Source organism: Streptomyces sp. NBC_00989, assembly GCF_045162655.1.
Taxonomy (GTDB): domain Bacteria; phylum Actinomycetota; class Actinomycetes; order Streptomycetales; family Streptomycetaceae; genus Streptomyces.
In genome coordinates this window covers 9,873,444-9,895,807 of record NZ_CP108728.1, presented here as the reverse complement: position 1 = coordinate 9,895,807, position 22,364 = coordinate 9,873,444, and the positions used below count along the sequence as shown (strand labels likewise).

Below are 22,364 nucleotides of genomic sequence, written 5' to 3'. Positions count from 1 at the left end.
AGCAGTCACGCGCCGATCCGTGTCACAGACGCACGAGCCGACTATCCCGCCGCATAGCTGGCGCGGAAGAGGTCCCCGGCCCGCTCCACGTCGTGCTCGGAGCGCAACTGCACCTCCAGGTCGCCCGTTCCGTGGTGGCCGAGCCCCGTCACGTCCCGGGTGAAGCCGGGAACGAGGTCGACATCCCTCGGATCGGCCTTGAGATAGACGAGGAGCTTGGTCTTCTGCGGTGGGCAGACGCAGGCGAAGTTCCGCAGGCGCTGATACGCGCGGTACTGCTTGCGCCGCACCCGGCTGACGCCGTCCCCGAGGCCAAGCATGACCTCATCGACCGCCTCCGCCAGCTCCACGAGCGCCCCGCCCTGCCCACAGGCAGGCGGCAGCCCGGCCGCGTGCCGGCGAACCCGCCTCGCGGCCGGCGTCCGCCCGGTGACAGAAGCCACGGTCTCAAGACCCAGGAGGTCCTTGCCGAAGAGTCGGTAGCGAACCATGTCGATGCTGCGCCGGTGCTCGCGTACGGCGTGCACGTCGTATCGGGTGAAGTCGCCGGCGACGCAGATCAGCCTGGGCGCGCTCCACAGCACCCGGGCCGCGGTCGCGGCCCCGAGCCGGTCGCGAACCAGGTGCTGGAACTCGGCCCGGTGGTCCATCAACCAGCCGAGGTAGAACAGCCCCTGGTTGATGACTCCAGAGTCCACACCCCGCTTGTACTCGACGACCACCGGCGCCCCGTTCTCGTCGAGGCCCAGCGAGTCGATTCGGCCGCCGTGGACCGGCCCGGTACCGTACTCGCTCGCCAGGAACCGGACACTCAGCAGTGTCTCCATGTGCGCCTCGACGAGGCCCTGCACATCGGCCTCGATCTCAGCAAGACGCGGCACCACCTCGGTCATGCCGCTGTTCGTCGTGTCCGTGCGGAACAGCTTCAGGCCCGACACCTTCCCCTCCTCAGCTCGGAGGTCACCAACGCCGATGAGGTGCGGGATTGTTTCCGCGAGAGGCTTCGGGGGCGTGAAGATGGTGTGAGAACCTATGTACGGCCCGATCGGGGAGCGCTCGCATCCCCCGGTCACCGGGAATCCGCGATTCCCCCATACGTCCCCCGCGACCCGGGGGAAAGCGCTCGGAAGCTGCGTTTACGCAGGTCAGACCCCATAGCTCAGTGGATAGAGCAGGTGCCTTCTAAGCGCCTGCTCTATTGCGTATTCCTGGCGTCAGTTCGCCGGTGCCTTCAATGACCGCTCCTTGGTGAACGGGCCACCGTCCCGTCGAGGGACCGTGCTTCGCAGCCCTGCCGCACTCGAATCCGGATTGAATTTCAGACTCTGGGAACTCTCTACAGCCCTAGATACGCTGGCCGTTGTCAAGGCCCAAGCACGTTGCCGCGTCGGCGCACCTCGGGCAGATGGACATCTCTCGGCCACGAGTCGGTGGGGGAGATCCCCCGGCGCATGGTGCAGTTCTTCCTGGAGATGAAGAAGGTTGACGAGGACCCAGACGTTTGAGGAACTGTTCCGCGACTGCCAGCAGACGGCTGTCCATCTGGAGATGCGCGACACCTACATGAAGTCGGACCCGGCCTTCATCGACTGGAAAGCAGACATCACACTCGACCCGGCCGAGCGCCGGGGCGACTGGCACCGCATCGTCACGGAAGCGACCTCGCGAGGCGTCGAGGTCCGCCGGGCCCGCGTCGCCCCGACTCCCGTCAGCGAGTACATCCACTTCGAGTACGACGTGACGGAAGGACTCGACATCGCCGCCGGCGAAGACGTGCGCTGGCTCTCCCGGCGAAGCGCAACAGCCCTCGCGCTCCCGGGCAACGACTTCTGGCTCTTCGACTCCAGCCTTGTCCTCGTCAACCACTTCGACGGCGAAGGCGAGAACATGGAAGTGGAACTCACGGACGACCCCGAGGTGACAAAGCTCAGCAAGTCGACCTCAAGGCCGTATGGGCGCGGGCAACACCGCACGCAGAGTTCCAGCCGGTCTGACACCCCGAACGACACCATCGCAGCGTCACGACTGCGCACCTGCCCCAGGTGACACAACCGCACAGGTGCCGGGGTGAGGACCCTGCCGCAAACAAGGCAGCCCTGGCCACGTTCAGCCTCGTCGCTGAACCCGAGAGCGGAGGACCGCTCCTGGGTACCCCCACGTCCCGGTCATGGCCAGGACGACCCCTTGTCCGTGGCCAACCGCGCACGACGTTCCACGTCGTAGCGCACGCCTTCGTACTCCACCTTCTGGCGCTCGATGCCCTCGACGGCAAAGCCGGCGGCCCCGGCCACTCTGCGGATGCCGGGTTGTTGGCCCGATGGCCCATCTCCAACCGGAACAGTCCGACCTCATCGAAAGCCCAACGAGCCAGCGACCGGCAGGCCCGTGACACGACGCCCTTGCCCCGGGCGGTCGCCGTCGTCCAGTACGACACCCACCCCGCGCGATGGCGACGGTTCACCACGCTCACCCCGACGTTGTCCGACACCGTGTCGTCGGTGTCGACTGCGGCGAAGGTGAAGGCAGAGCCTGAGGCCCACTGATCGGCTCGAACCGCGAGCCATCGGTTGGACGCATCCAGCGACGCGATCGTCTCGCTGACCTGCTGCCTCATCGATGGGTCCGTGAAGTCGACCAACACCGAACGAGCGTCCGCCGCCGACCAACGACGCAGCCACAACCCCGAGGAGGCATCCAGACGATCAGGCTCCGAGTGAGCCTCCCGCAGCCGCCACACCTTTCGACAGAAGGGCTCCCGCGAGGATCCGCCCCGCAGGAGCCCTTCCTTGTACTGCCTGCCCCGTGAAGGTTGAGAAGACGATCACGAGCAGGACATCTATGCAGGCGTGCCTACGGCGTCACGGCGCGAGGAGCAGGCTGCCGCCGCGCTCCTTGGCGGCGGCGTAACGCCTGGCCACGTCCTGCCAGTTGACGACGGCCCACATGGCGTCGATGAAGTCGACCTTCTGGTTCTTGTACTGGAGGTAGAAGGCGTGCTCCCAGGCGTCGAAGACCAGGAGCGGGGTGGAGCCCTGGCCGACGTTGCCCTGGTGGTCGTAGACCTGCTCGACGATCAGGCGGCCGCTCAACGGCTCGTAAGCGAGGACGCCCCAGCCCGAACCCTGGGTCGTCGCCGCGGCCTTGGTGAGCTGGGCCTTGAAGCCGGCGAAGGAACCGAAGGAATCGGCGATCGCGCCGGCCAACTCGCCCACGCCATCGGCCTCCAGAGGCTCGCCGCCGCCGTCGCCGGTCATGTTGTGCCAGTAGATGCTGTGCAGGATGTGGCCGGAGAGGTGGAAGGCCAGGTTCTTCTCCAGGCCGTTGATCGAGCCCCACGACTCCTTGTCGCGCGCCTCCGCCAACTGCTCCAGCGTGTCGTTCGCACCCTTCACATACGCCGCGTGGTGCTTGTCGTGGTGCAGTTCGACGATCTGCGGGTTGATGACCGGCTCAAGTGCCGCGTAGTCGTACGGAAGCTCCGGGAGCGTGTAAACCGCCATGTCCAACGTCCTCCGACGTTATTGCGAGTGGTATGCAGGTGCACGCTAGCAGCAGGAACGATACCTTGCGGATCAGGCATTGGACCTAGGACTTTCGATGTGTCGCAGGCAGGGGAAGGGCAGTTGATGTGAGCGGGGCCTCTCAGCCAGCACGCCATGACATGACGGCACGGCCGGAACCCCGAGCCTTGCTGCGGCAGCACGGTCTGCGCTGCACTCCGGGCCGGCTGCACGTACTGGCCGTACTGTCGGCGTCGGAGCGCCACCTCTCCACCGCCGAAACGTGTGCCCAACTGGCCCTGACCGGAGAGGTCGTTCACCCCACCACGGTCTACCGGGCGCTGGAAACCCTGACGGCCGTGGGTCTGACGCACGCCGTGCACGCGCCGGGAGCGGTGCGCTACGGCGCGAGCGGGGAGCCGCACCATCACACCGTGTGTCAACGGTGCGGCGACGTGGCGGCGGTCGCGAGCAGGCATCTGACGGCAGCGGCGGGGAAGATCGAGGCGCTGACCGGGCTGCGGCCCGATTCCTCGGGCTCCCTGCTTGTCTACGGCCGGTGCGCCGAGTGCAGCGGGTGACTCGGCGAGGGGGTGCGGAGCGGCGTTTTGGGACAGACGCTGTCAGGCGGGACGGCGCTCCGCACCCGGTGCGTGTCGGCAGTTCCGAGCGTATGAAACCCACCGCCACTTACTGCAATATATATGTTGTTGCGACTAACTCGCAATAACCAACGACGCCGTCACCCCTCGCCTTCCAGATCCCCCTCCGTCTCCAGGTACACCCGCCGCAGCTCCTCCAGCACCGCCGGGTCGGGCTTGGCCCACATCCCGCGCGACTCCGCCTCCAGCAGCCGCTCGGCGATGCCGTGCAGGGCCCAGGGGTTGGCCTGTTGGAGGAACTCACGGTTGGTGGGATCCAGGACGTAGGTCTCGGTGAGCTTGTCGTACATCCAGTCGGCGATCACGCCGGTGGTGGCGTCGTAGCCGAACAAGTAGTCCACGGTGGCGGCGAGTTCGAAGGCGCCCTTGTAGCCGTGGCGGCGCATCGCCTCGATCCACCTGGGGTTGACGACGCGGGCCCGGAAGACCCGGGAGGTCTCCTCGACAAGGGTGCGGGTGCGGACCGTCTCGGGGCGGGTGGAGTCGCCGATGTACGCCTCGGGGGCCGCGCCGCGCAGGGCGCGGACGGTGGCCACCATGCCGCCGTGGTACTGGAAGTAGTCGTCCGAGTCGGCGATGTCGTGTTCGCGGGTGTCCGTGTTCTTCGCCGCGACCGCGATGCGCTTGTAGGCCGTCTCCATCTCCTCGCGAGCCGGGCGGCCGTCGAGTTCGCGGCCGTAGGCGTAGCCGCCCCAGACCGTGTAGACCTCGGCGAGGTCGGCGTCGGTGCGCCAGTCGCGGGAGTCGATGAGCTGGAGCAGGCCGGCGCCGTACGTTCCCGGGCGGGAGCCGAAGATGCGCGTGGTGGCCCGGCGTTCGTCGCCGTGCTCCGCCAACTCGGCCTGGGTGTGCGCCCGTACGTGGTTCGCCTCGGCCGGCTCATCCAGGGAGGCCGCCAGGCGTACGGCGTCGTCCAGGAGCCCGATCGTGTGCGGGAACGCGTCGCGGAAGAAGCCCGAGATACGCAGGGTCACGTCGATGCGCGGGCGTCCCAACTCCTCGTACGGGACGGGCTCCAGGCCGGTCACGCGGCGGGAGGCGTCGTCCCAGACCGGGCGGATGCCCAGCAGGGCCAGTGCCTCCGCCACGTCGTCGCCCGCCGTGCGCATCGCACTCGTGCCCCAGAGGGAGAGACCGACGGAGGTGGGCCACTCGCCGTTGTCCGTGCGGTAGCGCTCCAGCAACGAGTCCGCGAGGGCCTGGCCCGTTTCCCAGGCCAGGCGGGACGGGATGGCCTTGGGGTCGACGGAGTAGAAGTTGCGGCCGGTCGGCAGGACGTTGACCAGGCCGCGCAGGGGTGAGCCGGAGGGGCCGGCGGGGACAAAGCCGCCGTTCAGCGCGTGGACGGTGTGGTCGAGTTCGGCGGTCGTGGCGGCCAGGCGGGGGACGACCTCGCGGGCGGCGAACTCCAGGACGGCGGCGACCTGTTCGCCGTGGTCGGCGGGTACGGCGGCCGGGTCCCAGTCGGCGTCCTCCATCGCCTGGACCAGGGCGCGGGCCTGCTCCTCGGCCGCGTCGGCCGTGGTGCGGGTCGCGGCCGACTCGTCCAGGCCCAGGGCCTCGCGCAGGCCGGGCAGGGCCATGGAGCCGCCCCAGATCTGGCGGGCGCGCAGGACGGCGAGGACCAGGTTGACGCGGTCGGCACCTGCGGGCGGGGTGCCGAGGACGTGCAGGCCGTCGCGGATCTGGGCGTCCTTCACCTCGCACAGCCAGCCGTCGACGTGGAGCAGGAAGTCGTCGAAGCCGTCGTCGTCGGGGCGGTCAGCGAGGCCGAGGTCGTGGTCGAGTTTCGCGGCCTGGATGAGGGTCCAGATCTGGGCGCGGATCGCGGGGAGTTTCGCCGGGTCCATGGCGGCGATCTGGGCGTGCTCGTCGAGGAGTTGCTCCAGGCGCGCGATGTCGCCGTAGGAGTCGGCACGGGCCATGGGCGGGATGAGGTGGTCGACGAGGGTGGCGTGCACGCGGCGCTTGGCCTGGGTGCCCTCGCCGGGGTCGTTGACCAGGAAGGGGTAGACCAGCGGGAGGTCGCCGAGGGTCGCGTCGGGACCGCAGGCGGCGGACAGGCCGGCGTTCTTGCCGGGCAGCCACTCCAGGTTGCCGTGCTTGCCGAGGTGGATCATCGCGTCGGCGCCGAATCCGCCCTCCGACCGCGCGGCGGCGATCCAGCGGTAGGCGGCCAAGTAGTGGTGGGAGGGCGGCAGATCGGGGTCGTGGTAGATCGCGATCGGGTTCTCACCGAAGCCGCGCGGCGGCTGGATGAGGATGAGCAGATTACCGAAACGGAGGGCGGCCAGGACGATGTCGCCCTCCGGGTTGCGGCTGCGGTCGACGAACATCTCGCCCGGTGCCGGGCCCCAGTGCTCCTCGACGGCGGCCCGCAGCTTTTCGGGGAGCGTGGCGTACCAGCGCCTGTAGTCGGCGGCCGTGACGCGGACCGGATTGCGGGCCAGCTGCTCCTCGGTCAGCCAGTCCTGGTCGTGACCACCCGCGTCGATGAGCGCGCGGATCAGCTCGTCGCCGTCGCCGGAGACCAGGCCGGGGATGTCCTGTGCCGGGCCGAAGTCGTAGCCCTCGGCCCGGAGTCGGCGCAGCAGCGCCACCGCGCTGGCCGGGGTGTCGAGGCCGACCGCGTTGCCGATACGGGAGTGCTTGGTCGGGTAGGCGGAGAGGACGAGCGCGAGGCGCTTGCCGGCGTTCGGGATGTGGCGAAGTCGGGCGTGGCGTACGGCGATTCCGGCGACGCGGGCCGCGCGCTCGGGGTCGGCGACATAGGCCGGGAGTCCGTCGGCGTCGATCTCCTTGAAGGAGAAGGGGACGGTGATGAGGCGGCCGTCGAACTCCGGTACGGCGATCTGGCTCGCGGCGTCGAGCGGGGAGACACCGTCGTCGTTCGCGTCCCAGTCGGCGCGGGAGGAGGCGAGGCAGAGCGCCTGGAGGATCGGCACGTCGAGGCCGGTCAGGGCGCCCGCGTCCCAGGACTCGTCGTCACCGCCCGCCGACGCCTCGGCCGGCTTCGTACCGCCCGCCGCGAGGACCGTCGTCACGATCGCGTCGGCCGCCCGCAGTTCGTCGATCAGCTCGGGTTCGGGGGCCCGGAGCGAGGCGACGTACAGCGGGAGCGCCCGGCCGCCCGCCACCTCCACGGCGTCGCACAGGGCGGCGATGAAGGCGGTGTTCCCGCTCATGTGGTGGGCGCGGTAGTAGAGCACGGCGATGGTCGGGCCATCCGGCGTGCGCGCCGTGCGCTCCAGTGGACCCCAGGTCGGGGCGGGCGCGGGCGCCTCGAAGCCGTGGCCGGTCAGCAGGACCGTGTCCGACAGGAACCGGGCGAGCTGGGCGAGGTTGGCCGGGCCGCCGTGCGCGAGGTAGGCGTGGGCCTCGGCGGCGATGCCAATGGGGACCGTGGAGGCGGCCATCAGCTGGGCGTCGGGGGCCTGTTCACCGGTGAGGACGACGACCGGGCGGCCGTCCGCGAGGAGCAGATCGAGGCCGTCCTGCCAGGCGCGCAGGCCGCCGAGGAGGCGTACGACGACCAGGTCCACGCCGTCGAGCAGGGACGGGAGTTCGTCGAGGGCGAGGCGGGAGGGATTGGCGAACCTGTACGGCACCGGGCCGTCGGCAGCGCGGGCGCTGAGCAGGTCGGTGTCGGACGTCGACAGCAGCAGGATCATGCTTCGTCGGCCTTCCTCGGGGTGTCCGCGCCCCGGGCGGTGTCTGACGGCGGGAGTTCCTGGCTCACCCGACCCTCTCGGGGCGGATTCACAGTGGCGGGACCGCGCCGGATTCGCACCGGGCTTCCTCCCCTGTCGCCGTCGTGGCGATGGCGGACCGGATGATCCACCACGGAGCATAGTAAGGGTCACCGGAAGAGGGCGGGGCATACATTCGATGTGATCGTGGGTATGCTCGCCGCCATGTCCACGGCTGCTCTCCATCCGTCGTCCCAGGCCACAGCGGTCTCACGGGACCGCGGCGACGCCTGCCCGGGGTCGCTGCGGCTGCACTTCGCGGACGACGGCGCACTGGCCCGTATCCGTGTTCCCGGTGGCGTGCTGACCGTCCGGCAGGCGGAGGCGCTCTCCGACGCGGCGGAGCGGCTGGGCGACGGCGAGCTGCACCTCACCTCGCGCGGCAACGTGCAACTGCGGGGGCTGGGCGAGGGATGCGGCACGGAGCTGGCCGGACTGCTGGACGCGGCCGGACTGCTCCCCTCGCACGGCCACGAACGGATTCGCAACATCGTCGCCTCGCCCTTGTCCGGTCTCGACGGGGGCGGCCTACGAGACGTACAGGACTGGCTGGCGGGCCTGGACGCCGAGTTGTGCGCGAGCGAGGCGGCGCAGGCACTGTCGGGACGCTTCCTGTTCGCAGTCGACGACGGACGCGGAGACGTGGCCGGACTCGGTGCCGACGTGACGCTGCGGGCGACGGCCGACGACGGTGCTCAGCTCGGTCTCGGCGCAGCCGACGAGACGCTGCGCATATCCGCCAAGGACGCTCCCCGCGCCGCCCTGATCGCCGCGGCGGTGTTCCTGGAAGCGGCACGGGCGAGCGGGACGCGCGCCTGGCGGGTGACCGAACTCCCGGTTGCGGACGACGAGTTGATCCGCCTGGTCGGTCGCCGCCTGGATACCGAGGGCATCGCCCACGAACGGCGGCCGCGGGAGGCCGCCCGTACGGACGGTCCGCGTCCGGGAGTTGTCGGCGAGGCCCTGTCGGTGCACGTCCCCCTGGGCCGTCTCTCGGCCCTCCCCTGGCGGGAGTTGGCGTCCGTCGCCACCGGTGAGGTGCGTCTGACACCGTGGCGCGGCGTCGTCCTTCCCACGCCGGGCATGACCACCGCGCAGGCGGGCGAGTCGCTCACCCGCCTTGCCGCCACCGGCCTCGTCACGGACCCGGACTCCCCCTGGCTGCGCGTCGGCGCCTGCGTCGGCCGGCCCGGATGCGCCAAGTCCCATGCCGACGTACGGACGGACGCGGCCAACACCCGCGTCGCGGCCAGTGGGCAGAGCCTGCCCCTGTACTGGTCCGGCTGCGAGCGCCGCTGCGGGCACCCCAGGGGCGACCGGATCGACGTGGTCGCAGCCCCCGGTGGCGGCTACCGGCTCGCCACCGCCGTAGCGGGACAGGAATCCCGCACCGCCGACATGAACACCCCCTTCCGACTCGCCACCGCCCTGGCGGCGATCACCTCATGAGCCCGAGCCGTATGACGACCGAGAGCAGCGAGAAGAACACCGTGACCACGTACGTCTACGAGAAGGACGGCGCGGCCATCTACCGCCAGTCCTTCGCCACCATCCGCGCGGAGGCGGACCTCGCGGGCCTGTCCGCCGACGTCAGCCAGGTCGCGGTCCGGATGATCCACGCCTGCGGGATGGTCGACCTCGTACGCGACCTCGCCTACACGCCCGGCGTGGTGGCGTGCGCCCGCGAGGCCCTGCGCGCGGGCGCGCCGATCTTCACGGACGTCCAGATGGTGGCCAGCGGCGTGACCCGCAAGCGGCTGCCGGCAGGCAACGACGTGCTCTGCACACTCTCAGACCCGGCCGTCCCGGACCTGGCGGCCGAGCTGGGCACCACGCGCAGTGCCGCCGCCCTGGAGTTGTGGCGGGACCGGCTGGAGGGTGCCGTGGTCGCCGTCGGCAACGCGCCCACCGCCCTCTTCCGCCTCCTGGAGATGATCGAGGAGGGCGCGCCCCGGCCCGCCGCCGTCATCGGCGTCCCGGTCGGCTTCGTCGGTGCCGCCGAGTCCAAGGAGGCCCTCGCCGCGCACCCGTCCGGCCTGGAACACCTCGTCGTACGGGGCCGTCGCGGTGGCAGCGCCATCGCCGCCGCCGCGCTCAACGCGATCGCGAGCGAGGAAGAGTGAGCGGCAAGCTGTACGGGGTCGGGCTCGGCCCGGGAGACCCGTCCCTGATGACCGTACGGGCCGTCGAGGTCATCGCCGAGGCGGACGTGATCGCCTACCACAGCGCCCGGCACGGCCGGTCCATCGCCCGCTCCATCGCGGCCGGGCACCTTCGTGCCGACCACATCGAGGAGCCGCTGGTCTACCCGGTCACGACCGAGACCACCGACCACCCCGGCGGCTACCAGGGCGCCATGGAGGAGTTCTACGCCGAGGCGTCCGCCCGGCTCGCCGTGCACCTGGACGCGGGTCGGACCGTCGCGGTCCTCGCCGAGGGCGACCCGCTCTTCTACGGCTCCTACATGCACATGCACAAGCGGCTCACCGACCGCTACGACACCGAGGTCATCCCTGGTGTCACCTCCGTGTCCGCCGCCGCGGCCCGGCTCGGTACCCCGCTCGCCGAGGGCGAGGAGATACTGACCATCCTGCCGGGCACCCTGCCCGAGGAGGAGCTGACCGCCCGCCTCGCCTCGACGGACGCGGCCGTGGTCATGAAACTGGGGCGCACCTTCCCCAAGGTGCGGCGCGCGCTGGAGAGTTCGGGGCGACTGGCCGAGGCCCGGTACGTCGAGCGCGCCACCATGGCCGGGGAGCGGGTGGCCGAACTGGCCGACGTGGACGCGGAGTCGGTGCCGTACTTCTCAGTGGCCGTACTGCCCAGCCAGGTCGGCTCCGAGCGGCCCGTGCGGGAGCAGGGTGAGGTCGTGGTGGTCGGGACCGGGCCCGCCGGTCCCCTGTGGCTCACCCCCGAGACGCGGGGCGCGCTCGCCTCCGCCGACGATCTGATCGGCTACACCACCTACCTGGGCCGGGTGCCCGTACGTCCCGGCCAGGCGCGGCACGGCTCGGACAACCGCGTCGAGTCCGAGCGGGCGGAGTTCGCGCTCCAACTGGCCCAGCGGGGGCGGCGGGTGGCCGTCGTCTCCGGCGGCGACCCGGGCGTCTTCGCGATGGCCACCGCCGTCCTGGAGGTCGCCGCGCAGAAGGAGTACGAGCACGTCCCGGTACGGGTACTGCCGGGCGTGACCGCCGCCAACGCCGCCGCCGCGCGCGCCGGCGCCCCGCTCGGCCACGACTACGCCACCATCTCCCTCTCCGACCGGCTCAAGCCGTGGGAGGTCATCGCCGCGCGGCTGCGCGCGGCGGCCTCGGCGGATCTGGTGCTGGCGCTGTACAACCCCGGTTCACGCAGCCGCACTTGGCAGGTGGGCAAGGCGCGCGATCTGCTCCTGGAGCACCGGGCGGCGGAGACTCCGGTCGTGGTCGCGCGGGACGTGGGCGGCTCCGGCGAGCGCGTGCGGATCGTGCGGCTGGCCGAACTGGACCCGGCCGAGGTCGACATGCGCACGGTGCTGCTGGTCGGTTCCTCGCAGACGCAGGTCGTACGGCGGGGAGGCGGCGAGGAGATCGTCTGGACGCCTCGCCGGTATCCGGACGCGTGAGCGTGTGCGGCGCCTCCGCCGGGGAGACGGAGGCGCCGCAATCGGTCCTACTCGGCGCCCTGTTCGGCGGGCTGGGCCAGGTTGGCCGTCCACTTGGCCTCGATGCGGCCGAACTTCCACACCAGCAGGGCGACGGCCCAGGTGGCGAAGAAGAGGCCGACGATGACGTAGCCGATGATGTTCAGGTCAAGGCCGGATACCCAGTCCCAGAACGTGCCGTGCAGATCCGCCTTCTCGGCGATCAGGCCCAGCAGCTCGACCGTGCCGATGATCAGGGCGACGGCGACGGACAGGCCGGTGATGGTGAGGTTGTAGTAGACCTTGCGGACCGGCTTGGAGAAGGCCCAGCCGTAGGCGAAGTTCATGAACGAGCCGTCGATCGTGTCCAGCAGCGACATGCCCGCCGCGAAGAGGATCGGCAGGCACAGGATCGCGTACCAGGGCAGGCCGGAGGCGGCTCCCGAGCCTGCGAGGACCATGAGCGCGATCTCGGTGGCGGTGTCGAAGCCAAGGCCGAAGAGCAGGCCCACCGGGTACATCTGCCACGGCTTGGTGATCGACTTCATCACGCGGCCGAGGATGCGGTTCATGAAGCCGCGGTTGTTGAGCTGCTCCTCCAGGGCGGCCTCGTCGAAGTGGCCGGTGCGCATCGCGCGGAAGACCTTCCAGATGCCGACCATGATCACGATGTTGATGATCGCGATGATGTAGAGGAAGGTCCCGGAGACGGTCGTACCGATCCAGCCGGTGACGCTGTGGAGTGTGGAGTCGTCGTTCTCGACCGGTCCCGCGAGTGCCTTCACTCCCAGGGAGAGAAGGAAGGCGAGCGCGAAGACGATCGAGGAGTGGCCCAGGGAGAACCAGAAGCCGACGGACAGCGGTCGCTTCCCCTCGTTCATCAGCTTTCGGGTGGTGTTGTCGATGGCGGCGATGTGGTCGGCGTCGAAGGCGTGCCGCATGCCGAGCGTGTAGGCCGTGACGCCGATGGCGATGCCGAACGTCTTCGTCCCCAGCTTGTAGTGCTCAGGAACGACGAACGCTACGAGCGTGAACCAGCCGATGACGTGCAGCGCCAGGATGAACGCGGCCATTCCGCCGAGGCTCGCCCATTCCTTGCGGGACATGGACGTGCGTATGCGGTGCCACGAGAAACCGCCTCCGGTGCCCGGAGCGGCCGGGCTGGTGGAGGCGGAATCGGGAGCGGAGGTCATGGGGACGTGGGCCTTACTGCTGGGCGAGTGGCTGTTTTCAGCCGCACCCTTCAGGCTTCTGCCAATAGGTTGCAAGAACAAGTCGGTCGCAGTAAAGCCCACGCCATGATTCAGTCAGGCAGGAGAAAAATGCGCAGGCCGAGGCATTCCCCGAGCCAGCGGACCGCCCGCTCCGGGTCCGGCACGATCGGGACGCCCTCGGGTGCCGCGGGGCGTCGGACCACGACCACGGGCATCCCGGCCTCCCGGGCCGCGGCCAGTTTCGGCGCGGTGGCCGCTCCCCCGCTGTCCTTCGTCACGACGACGTCGACGCGGTGCCGGCGCAGCAGCTCACGCTCGCCGTCGAGGGTGAAGGGGCCGCGGTCAAGCAGCACCTCCATGCGGGGTGGATACGGCGACTCGGGCGCGTCGACGGAGCGCACGAGGAACCACAGGTCGGTGAGGTCCGCGAAGGCGGCGAGGCCCATCCGGCCGGTGGTGAGGAAGATCCGCCGCCCGAGTCCGGGCAGCAGACCGGCGGCGTCTTCCAGCGAGCCGGCCTCGTGCCAGTCGTCGCCCTCGACCGGGACCCAGCCGGGTCGGCGCAGGGCGAGGAGGGGAACGTGGGCGGTAGCAGCGGCCTGCGCAGCATGGAAGCTCATGGTCCCGGCGAACGGATGGGTCGCGTCGATGAGCGCGTCGACCGCGTGCTCACGCAGCCATTCCGCCAGCCCCGCAGCCCCGCCGAAGCCACCGACGCGGACCTCGCCCGGAGGCAGCCGGGGACTGGCGACCCGTCCGGCGAGGGAGCTCGTCAGCTCCAACCCGGGCGTACCGTGCAGCAGTTCGGCAAGGCGGCGGGCCTCCGTGGTTCCGCCGAGTATCAGCACGTGCATGAAAGTTCGGGTCCGTTCATGAGCAGTGAAGCGCAAGGGGCCGGCGAGCCGAAGGGCGGTCGCGGCGCCCAACTCAAGCACACCGGCCTGCGGCCCGGCTGGACCACCGGCGCCTGCGCGACAGCGGCCACGACAGCCGCGTACACCGCCCTGCTGACCGGGGAGTTTCCCGACCCGGTGACCATCACGCTGCCCAAGGGGCAGACGCCGTCGTTCGCTCTCGCGGCCGAGGAACTCGCGGACGGGCATGCGATGGCGGGGATCGTGAAGGACGCGGGCGACGACCCGGACGTCACACACGGCGCACTGATCCGCGCCACGGTACGGCGGCTGCCGACCGGTGCCGGGGTGGTCTTCAGGGCGGGCCCCGGTGTGGGCACGATCACCCGCCCCGGCCTTCCCCTGCCCGTCGGCGAACCGGCCGTCAACCCGGTCCCCCGCCAGATGATGCGGGACCACGTCGCCCGGGTCGCCGCCCGGCACGGTGGCACCGGCGACGTCGAGATCACCGTCTCCGTCGACCACGGGGAGGAGATCGCCCGCTCCACCTGGAACCCCCGGCTCGGCATCCTCGGCGGCCTGTCCATCCTCGGCACCACGGGGATCGTGGTGCCGTACTCCTGCTCCGCATGGATCGACTCCATCCGACGCGGTGTGGACGTGGCGCGGGCTGCGGGTCGTACGCATGTCGCCGGGTGCACCGGGTCGACGTCGGAGAAGACCGTCGTCGCCGAGTACGACCTGCCCGAGGACGCGCTGCTCGACATGGGCGACTTCGCGGGCGCGGTGCTGAAGTACGTGCGCCGCCATCCCGTCGACCGGCTGACGATCTGCGGTGGCTTCGCAAAGCTCTCCAAGCTCGCCGCCGGCCATCTCGACCTGCACTCGGCCCGCTCCCAGGTCGACAAGGGCTTCCTCGCCGAACTGGCCCGGCGCGCCGGTGCGGACGAGGTGCTGGCCGCCGAGGTCGCCGACGCCAACACCGGGCTCGCCGCTCTCCAGTCGTGCCAGGCCGCAGGGCTGCCGCTCGGTGACCTGGTCGCAACAACGGCCCGCGACGAGGCGCTGGCCGAGCTGCGGGGCGCACCGGTCGCCGTGGACGTCATCTGCATCGACCGAGCGGGCACGGTCGTGGGACGCAGCACGGTCCGGTAGGACTCCCCTGAAGAGCGTGGGGTCCTGCGGGCTCCGCCCGTCAGCCTTGGTGGACGAGTTCTCAAGCGTTCCTCAAGAAGAAGTTCATACGGTCTCAGTGATCGCCAGCCGTCTCCTCAAGGAGTTGATCGCATGAGCGACCTCATCGCCCTGCCGGGGCAGGGGCGAAAACTGGTCACCAAAGCACAGCAAGTGACCTTCAAGGCCACGGGAGCACAGGGCTCCTCCGTGTCGATCTTCGAAGTGGTCGTTCCTCCCGGATTCGACACCGGCGCACACTTCCACGAGCACTCCCAGGAGTTCTTCTACATCCTGGAAGGCGAGTTGGAGCTCATGGCATTCGAGCCCACCGAACGCACCGACGACGACTGGCTCGACTGGGAGTCCGCCGACGGCGACCGTCTCATCCGCGCGAGCGCGGGCAGCAGCATGTTCGTCCCGCCCGACACTCCACATGCGTTCAGGAACGCCACGGCCAAGCCGGTGCGCATGCTGTTCCAGTGCTTCCCATCGCCCGATCACGAGCTCTACTTCGAGGAGATCGCGGAGATCTGGTCGACAGGCCGCGCTGTCGACGCTGACGCGGTGGAGAGCATGCGCAGCCGTTACGACGTCAAGCAGATCACGCCCATGCGATTCGAGCCACCCGCGGCGTGAACTCCCCTACGGCTAACAGCACTTCACAGCCGTAGGTCAGCACAAGTGCCGTTCCCTCTCCGCCGAGTACAGATGACTGTCGCCGAACTGTTCCGCCCTCAGCGTCCGCCCCACCATAATCACGGCCGTCCGCAGCACGCCCGCCCCCTTCACCTTCCCGGCGATCTCATCGAGAGTGCCCCGAATGATCAGCTCGTCGGGGCGGGAGGCGTAGGCGACGACCGCGACGGGGCAGTCGGCGCCGTAGTGCGGCAGCAGTTCACCGACCACGCGGTCCACGTACTTGGCGGCCAGGTGCAGCACGATCAGCGCGCCGCTGCGCCCGAGGGTGGCCAGGTCCTCGCCCTCGGGCATGGCGGTGGCACGGTTGGCGACACGGGTGAGGATGACGGTCTGGCCGACGGTCGGCACGGTCAACTCCCGCTTCAGGGAAGCCGCGGCAGCGGCGAAGGCCGGGACCCCCGGCACGACTTCGTACGGCACCCCCGCCGCGTCCAGCCGCCGCATCTGTTCGGCGACGGCACTGAACACGGACGGGTCCCCGGAGTGCAGCCGGGCCACGTCGTGGCCTTCGTCGTGCGCTCGGATCAGCTCGGCGGTGATTTCATCCAGGTTGAGCTGCGCGGTGTCCACCAGCCGTGCGTCCGGCGGGCATTCGGCGAGCAGTTCGCGCGGGACGAGGCTGCCCGCGTACAGGCAGACCTGGCAGGCGGCGAGCGTACGGGCGCCGCGCACCGTGATCAGGTCGGCGGCGCCGGGCCCGGCGCCGATGAAGTACACGGTCATCTGTCGTCTCCTGGAAGGGGGTTGACGGGCTTCTCTACGGCCCACTGGGTCACCGGCATCGCCTGCCGCCACCCGGTGAAGCCGCCCACGGGCACGGCGTGCGCCACCGCGAGCCGCACCAACTCCCCGCCGAACCGACGGTAGTTGTCGGCGAGTACCGCTTCGGACTCCAGCGTCACGGTGTTGGCGACCAGCCGCCCTCCGGCGGGCAGCGCCTCCCAGCAGGCACCAAGGAGGCCAGGGGTGGTGAGCCCGCCGCCGACGAACACCGCGTCGGGTGGCGGGAGTTCGGCCAGGACGGCGGGCGCGGCACCGGTGACGACCCGCAGTCCGGGCACACCGAGCCGGTCTGCGTTGCGGGTGATGCGCTCGGCCCGCACCGGATCGCGTTCGACGGTGACCGCCCGGCACGAGGGGTGGGTGCGCATCCACTCGATGGCGATCGAGCCGGAGCCGCCGCCGATGTCCCACAGCAGTTCGCCGGGTGCGGGGGCGAGCACGCCGAGCGTGGCGGCACGGACGTGCCGTTTGGTGAGCTGGCCGTCGTGCTCGTACCCATCATCCGGAAGCCCCGGCACGGCGCCGAGCCGTAGCGCGTCCGGTGCGCGGCGGCATTCGACGGCGACGACGTTGAGGGGGTCGCCGGGCGGCTCCGACCAGTCGGCAGCCGCGGACTCGGCGGTCACGCGTGCCTTCTCCCCGCCGAGTTGCTCCAGGACCCGTATCCGGCTCGGCCCGAAGCCGCGGTCGCGCAGGAGGGCGGCGACCTCGCCGGGCGTGGTGGCGTCCGCTCCGAGGACGAGGAGCCGCCGGCCCTCGTGCAGGGCGGCGGCGAGACGGGCGACGGGCCGGTCGACGAGCGTGACGACTTCGACGTCCTCCAGCGGCCAGCCCAGACGCGCGGCGGCGTGGGAGATCGAGGAGGGGTGCGGCAGCACGCGCAGCGCGCCGGGGCCCACCACCTCGGTGAGGGTGCGTCCGATCCCGTAGAACATCGGGTCTCCGCCGGCCAGTACGGCGATCCGGCGGCCGGTGTGCTCGGTGAGCAGGCGGGGGACGGCGGGGCGCAGGGGTGAGGGCCAGGCGATGCGTTCGCCGGCGCACTGCGGTGGCAGCAGGTCCAGTTGGTGTGGGCCGCCGATCAGGATCTCGGCGTCGCGCAGTGCCGTGCAGGAGGGGTCCGGGAGTCCCTGCCAGCCGTCGGCCCCGATCCCGACGACGGTGAGGGCGGGGGACGGTCCTGGTCGTGCGGGGATCACTGCTCGGTACCTCGGGGTTCGGGGACGGTCTCAGGGCGACAGGGGCGCACTTTACTGGGCGGCGACCTGCACATCCGCGTTCGGGTACACATCACCACCTCTCTTATTGCACACTACTTGCAATAGCTTCTGAAGTGCAGGAGAGGGTGGGCATGGGCTCTTCGATCGTGCTCGGTATCGAGTCGTCGTGCGACGAGACCGGCGCCGGGCTGGTGCGCGACGGCCTGCTGCTGGGCCATGCCGTGGCGTCGAGCATGGACGAGCACGCCCGGTACGGCGGTGTGGTGCCGGAGATCGCGGCCCGGGCGCACGTGCACTCCGTACGTCCGGTGATCCAGCGGGCGTTGGAGGAGGCGGGCCTGCGGTTGTCCGACATCGGCGCGGTCGCCGTGACCACCGGACCCGGCCTGTCGGGGGCGCTCCAGGTGGGGCTCGCCGGGGCGAAGGGGATCGCGTACGCGCTGGGCGTCCCCCTGTACGGCGTGCACCACCTCGCCGGACATGTCGCCGCCGACACCCTGGAGCACGGGCCGCTGCCCGATCCCTGCATGGTGCTCATCGTCTCCGGGGGCCACACCTCCCTTCTCCTCGTCCGCGACCTGGCCCGCGATCCGATCCTGCACCTCGGCGACACGCTCGACGACGCGGCCGGGGAGTGCTTCGACAAGGTCGCGCGAGTCTTCGGGCTGCCGTATCCCGGCGGTCCGGCCATCGACCGGGCGGCGCGCGCGGGGGATCCGCGCGCTGTCCTCTTTCCTCGGCCGCTCCCCGGCTCGTACGACTTCTCGTTCTCGGGGCTGAAGACGGCAGCCGCGCGTTGGGCGGAGGGGCACGCGGGCCGTGAGCTGCCGGTGGCCGACGGCGCGGCCTCGCTGCAGGAGGCGGTCGCGGACGTACTCACCCGCAAGGCGGTGGCGGCCTGTCGCGAGCACGGCGTCGGCACGCTGGTCGTGGTCGGCGGGGTCGCCGCGAACTCGCGGGTGCGGTCGCTGGCCGAGGAGCGGTGCCGGGCAGCCGGCATCGAGCTGCGAGTGCCGCCGCTGGGGCTGTGCACGGACAACGGCGCGATGATCGCGGCCGTCGGTGACCTTCTCGTGCGCGCCGGGGCCGAGCCCGCGCCGCTGGACCTGTCGATCGATCCGTCGGCGCCGCTGGAGTACGCCTCCCTGCACCCGGCGGCATCCCTGGCGGGTGCCGTCTGATGGGCATCTGGGTCTTCAAGGGCGCCGACCTCCTCACCCACAGCGCCGCCCTGTACTCCGTCTACATCGACGCCTTCTGCGCCCCGCCCTGGAACGAGGACGCGGAGCGGGCGGTCGAGTTCGTAGGGCGGCTCCCGGCCAACGTACGACGTCCGGGATTCACGGCCGCGCTCGCCTTCTCCGGTCAGGAGGTTACCGGGTTCGCCACCGCCTGGACCACTCTCTCCCCCTTCCCCACGGACCGCTGCTACCCCCAGGCCGCCGCCGGTCTCGGCCCCGACCGCACCGTCGACTGGCTGTGCGGCGCTCGCGAGATCGACGAGCTCGCGGTCCGCCCCGCCGCTCGCGGCACCGGCCTCGCCGCCGATCTGCTGGAAGCGGTCACCGAGGACGCGCCGCACGGCCGTTCCTGGCTGCTCACGTCCGTCGGGTCGTCCCGGGCGGTGGCGTTCTACCGCGGCCAGGGCTGGGTCCAGGCCACGCATCCCGCCCCCGACGGCAAAGGCATCGTCGTCTTCCTCGGCCCCCGCCATCCCGCCCGGGCTCTGACCGTCCCACCTCTGTGACGCTACGTCAGGAACCTGCCGCACAGCCACAGTTGGCACGACGTGCGGGTACGCGTCCGATCGGGGGAATCCGGACCCACACCCGCTCTCCCCACCTCTCCGTAAGGAGATAAATGGAGCCATGACCGTTACCACACACATCGATACGACCCGCCCGGTGGCGACGCTCATCAACGTCTTCACCGTCGCCCCCGACCGCCAGGCCGAACTCATCGCCCTGCTCGCCCACGCGACGGAAGAGACGATGAAGCGCCAACCCGGCTTCATCTGCGCCAACTTCCACGCCTCCCAGGACGGCGAACGCGTCATCAACTACGCCCAATGGGAGTCCGAGGAGCACTACCGCGCGATGCTCGCCAACCCCGAGGCCCGCGTCCACATGGACCAGGCGGCCACCATCGCCACCGACGCGCAGCCCCGGCTCTTCCGGGTCGAGTCGACCCACCGCCGTTAGAACCGAAGACCCGCCCCCTCCGCAATCGCGGTGAGATCCCGGAAACGAGCAGTTCACAACGTGCGGGCGTTGCGGGAAACAAGCGGTTTCTAGCGTGTCCGCTCATGGATTCAGAGCTGTATACGCAGTCGGACACAGTTGGCGCACAGCCGGTCGCCCCCGGCGCACCGGCCGTGCCGTCAGCGGTTTCCTCACTGCGCGAGGCGGTCTACACCAAGCTCCGGGCGGCCGTGCTCGACGGCGAGTTCGGTCCGCGGGAGCGGCTGGCCGAGATGCGGCTGGCCGCGCGGTTCGGGGTGTCGCGGACCCCGGTGCGCGAGTCGCTGGCGCGGCTGGCGTCCGACGGGCTGATCGAGCGGGGCGACGGCGGTTTCTACGTCACCATCCCCAACCTCACCCAGCTCAAGGACTTCTACGAACTCCGCGTCACCCTGGAACTGCGCGGCATCGCACGCGCCATCGAGGACTCCTCCATACGGCACGACACGGCGATCCTCACCGCCGAGTTGGACCGCTGGTACGCGATGCGCGAGCACCCGCCCACACCAGACCCCCGGTTCGTCGTCCAGGACGAGACGTTCCACGCCGAACTCTCCCGCGCCTCCGGCAACCCCGCCCTCACCGATGCCCTCGTGACAGTCAGCGAGCGCATCCGCCGCGTGCGGATGTACGACTTCCTCACCCAGGACCGGGTGCAGACGACGATCACCGAGCACATCGAGATCATGGAACTCGTCCGCGACGGACGGCTCGACGAGGGCTACCGGGCCCTGCACGCCCACGTCGGCGACTCGATGGCCGTGGTGATGGAACGCGCCCAGCGCGCCATGACGCAGATGGCCCTGCACGCCGACCGCCTCTGAAACCCCGGGGTTTCCCGCCCCGGCCCCTCAACTCCCCGGCTGCCGACGCCGCCACCCGGGGGTGCCCCACCGCTCACCGCATCCCCACCCCCGCACCCCCGAAGGGCTGACCATGAGCACCACCGAGTCCCCACAGACAGCCGCAGAGCCGGTCTCCCCAACCAGCCAGGCGACCAAGGAAACGCTGGAGGACTACACCCTCCGCTTCGCGCCCCGTAGTTACCGCCGCTGGACCCCGATGGTCGTGGCGACCACGGCCCTCGGCGGCATCGCGTACATGGCCGACTTCTCCATAGGCGCCGGCATCGGCCTGGCCCACGGCACCGGCAACGCGCTCGTGGCGATCGCCGTGGCCGCCGTCGTCATCTTCGTCACGGGCTTCCCCCTCGCCTACTACGGCGCCCGCTTCAACATCGACCTGGACCTGATCACCCGAGGCTCCGGCTTCGGCTACTACGGCTCGGTGCTGACCAGCGTCATCTTCGCCAGTTTCACCTTCATCTTCTTCGCCCTCGAAGGCTCGATCATGGCCCAGGGCCTCAAGCTGGGCCTCGGACTCCCGCTCTGGCTGGGCTACTTGGTCTCCACGCTGATGGTGATCCCGCTGGTGATCTACGGCATGAAGGCGCTCAGCAGGCTCCAGGTGTGGACCACCCCGGTCTGGCTCGTGCTGATGGTCGCCCCGCTGGTCTACCTCATCTCCAACGACCCCGGCACCGTCGACCGCTTCCTCGACTACGCGGGCACCGACGGCGACGGCGGCGTCAACACCGCCTCCGTACTCCTCGGCGCCGGCGTGTGCCTGTCCCTCATCGCGCAGATCGGTGAGCAGATCGACTACCTGCGCTTCATGCCGCCCAAGACCGAGGCGAACAAGCGCACTTGGTGGACCGCGGTGATCATGGCCGGACCCGGCTGGGTCGTGCTCGGCGCACTCAAGCAGGTCATCGGCGTCTTCCTCGCCGTCTACATCCTGGCCAAGGTCGGCCCGGACGTCGCGCCCGAGCCGATCCAGCAGTTCAAGGGCGCCTTCGACGCGATGATGCCGTCCTGGCTGGTCCTCCCGCTGGCCGTCGCCCTCGTCGTGATCAGCCAGATCAAGATCAACGTGACGAACGCGTACTCCGGCTCCCTCGCGTGGACCAACTCCTTCACCCGCGTCACCAGGCACTATCCCGGCCGCATGGTCTTCGTCCTGGTCAACCTGGGCTTCGCGCTGGCCCTGATGGAAGCCGACATGTTCAGCTTCCTCAACAACATCCTGGGTTTCTACTCGAACTGCGCGATCGCCTGGATCGTCACCGTCGCGACGGACATCGGCGTCAACAAGTACCTGCTCAAACTCTCCCCGCTCCAGCCGGAGTTCCGCCGCGGCATGCTCTACGCCGTCAACCCCGTGGGCGTCGTGGCGTTCGTCGCCGCCTCCGGCCTGTCGATCGCCATGTACTTCCACGCCCTCGGCGACACCCTCCAGCCGTACTCCCCCGTCGCCGCCGCCGTCATCGCCTTCGCCCTCACCCCGCTGATGGCGATCGTCACCAAGGGCAAGTACTACCTGCGCCGCACCGACGACGGCATCGACGAGCCGCTGCTCGACGCCGAAGGCAACCCGAGCGCGGTCACCCTCGACTGCCACGTGTGCCACCAGCCCTACGAGCGCCCGGACCTGGCCGCCTGCGCCACCCACGACGCGGTGGTCTGCTCGCTGTGCCTGAGCACCGACAAGGTCGGCGACCACGTGCTGCCCGCGCAGCCGTCGGCCGCCTGACACCCGGGGCCGGGCGGCGAACAAGAGCCCCCGGCCCCACCCCTCCCTGA

The 22,364-nt window shown here is 70.3% G+C and carries 18 protein-coding genes, 2 pseudogenes and 1 riboswitch; of the genes and pseudogenes, 12 read left to right on the top strand and 8 right to left on the bottom strand.

What is annotated here, in order from left to right; genetic code table 11:
• Positions 1–41 precede the first annotated feature (41 nt).
• Positions 42–938: a DUF5655 domain-containing protein gene (locus OG714_RS44525; protein ID WP_406129712.1), complete on the bottom strand. Its 897-nt coding sequence runs from the start codon at positions 936–938 to the stop codon at positions 42–44.
• 544 nt (positions 939–1,482) lie between these two features.
• Between OG714_RS44525 and OG714_RS44520 the strand changes: the two are divergent.
• Positions 1,483–1,994 (top strand): annotated as a pseudogene (locus OG714_RS44520) (DUF6879 family protein).
• A gap of 359 nt (positions 1,995–2,353) precedes the next feature.
• Here the strand turns inward: OG714_RS44520 and OG714_RS44515 are convergent.
• Positions 2,354–2,641, bottom strand: a pseudogene (locus OG714_RS44515) (GNAT family N-acetyltransferase); the annotation flags it as partial.
• Between the two features lie 217 nt (positions 2,642–2,858).
• On the bottom strand, positions 2,859–3,500 hold the full coding sequence (locus OG714_RS44510; protein ID WP_406129711.1) for a superoxide dismutase: 642 nt from the start codon (positions 3,498–3,500) through the stop codon (positions 2,859–2,861).
• Between the two features lie 161 nt (positions 3,501–3,661).
• On the opposite strand from OG714_RS44510, the gene OG714_RS44505 reads away from it, so the two are divergent.
• The gene (locus OG714_RS44505; protein ID WP_406129709.1) at positions 3,662–4,081 is read left to right on the top strand and encodes a Fur family transcriptional regulator; all 420 of its coding nucleotides are present in this window, start codon (positions 3,662–3,664) and stop codon (positions 4,079–4,081) included.
• Between the two features lie 161 nt (positions 4,082–4,242).
• Here the strand turns inward: OG714_RS44505 and cobN are convergent, their stop codons facing one another.
• A complete protein-coding gene (gene cobN / locus OG714_RS44500) occupies positions 4,243–7,833 on the bottom strand; it encodes a cobaltochelatase subunit CobN (RefSeq protein WP_406129707.1) in 3,591 nt (1,196 codons plus the stop codon).
• A 30-nt stretch (positions 7,834–7,863) separates the two neighbouring features.
• Positions 7,864–8,010: riboswitch (cobalamin riboswitch) on the bottom strand.
• A gap of 54 nt (positions 8,011–8,064) precedes the next feature.
• Here cobN and cobG point away from each other — a divergent pair.
• From cobG to OG714_RS44485, 3 genes are read left to right on the top strand one after another with little or no spacing between them, the layout of a single operon-like run.
• Positions 8,065–9,360 carry a precorrin-3B synthase gene (cobG, locus tag OG714_RS44495; protein WP_406132155.1) on the top strand — a complete coding sequence of 432 codons (1,296 nt, stop codon included), beginning with the start codon at positions 8,065–8,067 and terminating at the stop codon, positions 9,358–9,360.
• 11 nt (positions 9,361–9,371) lie between these two features.
• The gene (locus OG714_RS44490) at positions 9,372–10,034 is read left to right on the top strand and encodes a precorrin-8X methylmutase (protein ID WP_406129706.1); all 663 of its coding nucleotides are present in this window, start codon (positions 9,372–9,374) and stop codon (positions 10,032–10,034) included.
• Positions 10,031–11,518, top strand: a complete 1,488-nt coding sequence (locus tag OG714_RS44485; protein WP_406129704.1) for a precorrin-2 C(20)-methyltransferase — start codon at positions 10,031–10,033, stop codon at positions 11,516–11,518. Before OG714_RS44490 ends, OG714_RS44485 begins: the two co-directional genes overlap by 4 nt.
• Before the next feature lie 47 nt (positions 11,519–11,565).
• On the opposite strand, the gene OG714_RS44480 is transcribed toward OG714_RS44485, so the two are convergent.
• Complete coding sequence (locus OG714_RS44480; protein ID WP_406129702.1) at positions 11,566–12,729, bottom strand: HoxN/HupN/NixA family nickel/cobalt transporter; 1,164 nt, start codon at positions 12,727–12,729, stop codon at positions 11,566–11,568.
• A gap of 110 nt (positions 12,730–12,839) precedes the next feature.
• On the bottom strand, positions 12,840–13,604 hold the full coding sequence (locus OG714_RS44475) for a cobalt-precorrin-6A reductase (RefSeq protein ID WP_406129701.1): 765 nt from the start codon (positions 13,602–13,604) through the stop codon (positions 12,840–12,842).
• Between the two features lie 18 nt (positions 13,605–13,622).
• Here OG714_RS44475 and OG714_RS44470 point away from each other — a divergent pair, with 18 nt between their 5' ends.
• Entirely contained in the window at positions 13,623–14,759 is a 1,137-nt protein-coding gene (locus OG714_RS44470) for a cobalt-precorrin-5B (C(1))-methyltransferase (RefSeq protein ID WP_406129699.1), read from the top strand.
• 132 nt (positions 14,760–14,891) lie between these two features.
• The gene (locus OG714_RS44465; protein ID WP_406129697.1) at positions 14,892–15,416 is read left to right on the top strand and encodes a cupin domain-containing protein; all 525 of its coding nucleotides are present in this window, start codon (positions 14,892–14,894) and stop codon (positions 15,414–15,416) included.
• Positions 15,417–15,452: 36 nt separating this feature from the next.
• Here OG714_RS44465 and cobM read toward each other — a convergent pair whose 3' ends face one another.
• Together cobM and cbiE are read right to left on the bottom strand one after the other, a co-directional pair.
• Positions 15,453–16,202, bottom strand: coding sequence for a precorrin-4 C(11)-methyltransferase (gene cobM, locus OG714_RS44460; RefSeq protein WP_406129695.1), 750 nt, complete (start codon positions 16,200–16,202; stop codon positions 15,453–15,455).
• On the bottom strand, positions 16,199–17,461 hold the full coding sequence (gene cbiE, locus OG714_RS44455) for a precorrin-6y C5,15-methyltransferase (decarboxylating) subunit CbiE (protein WP_406129693.1): 1,263 nt from the start codon (positions 17,459–17,461) through the stop codon (positions 16,199–16,201). Before cbiE ends, cobM begins: the two co-directional genes overlap by 4 nt.
• Positions 17,462–17,613: 152 nt before the next feature.
• On the opposite strand from cbiE, the gene tsaD reads away from it, so the two are divergent.
• The 5 genes from tsaD (at position 17,614) to OG714_RS44430 (ending at position 22,314) form a co-directional block, all read left to right on the top strand.
• Positions 17,614–18,663 carry a tRNA (adenosine(37)-N6)-threonylcarbamoyltransferase complex transferase subunit TsaD gene (tsaD, locus tag OG714_RS44450; protein ID WP_406129691.1) on the top strand — a complete coding sequence of 350 codons (1,050 nt, stop codon included), beginning with the start codon at positions 17,614–17,616 and terminating at the stop codon, positions 18,661–18,663.
• The gene (locus tag OG714_RS44445; protein WP_406129689.1) at positions 18,663–19,229 is read left to right on the top strand and encodes a GNAT family N-acetyltransferase; all 567 of its coding nucleotides are present in this window, start codon (positions 18,663–18,665) and stop codon (positions 19,227–19,229) included. Before tsaD ends, OG714_RS44445 begins: the two co-directional genes overlap by 1 nt.
• Positions 19,230–19,350: 121 nt before the next feature.
• A complete protein-coding gene (locus tag OG714_RS44440) occupies positions 19,351–19,683 on the top strand; it encodes an antibiotic biosynthesis monooxygenase family protein (protein WP_406129687.1) in 333 nt (110 codons plus the stop codon).
• Positions 19,684–19,787: 104 nt separating this feature from the next.
• Entirely contained in the window at positions 19,788–20,546 is a 759-nt protein-coding gene (locus tag OG714_RS44435; RefSeq protein ID WP_406129685.1) for a GntR family transcriptional regulator, read from the top strand.
• Positions 20,547–20,658: 112 nt separating this feature from the next.
• Positions 20,659–22,314, top strand: a complete 1,656-nt coding sequence (locus OG714_RS44430; RefSeq protein ID WP_406129683.1) for a purine-cytosine permease family protein — start codon at positions 20,659–20,661, stop codon at positions 22,312–22,314.
• Positions 22,315–22,364 lie beyond the last annotated feature (50 nt).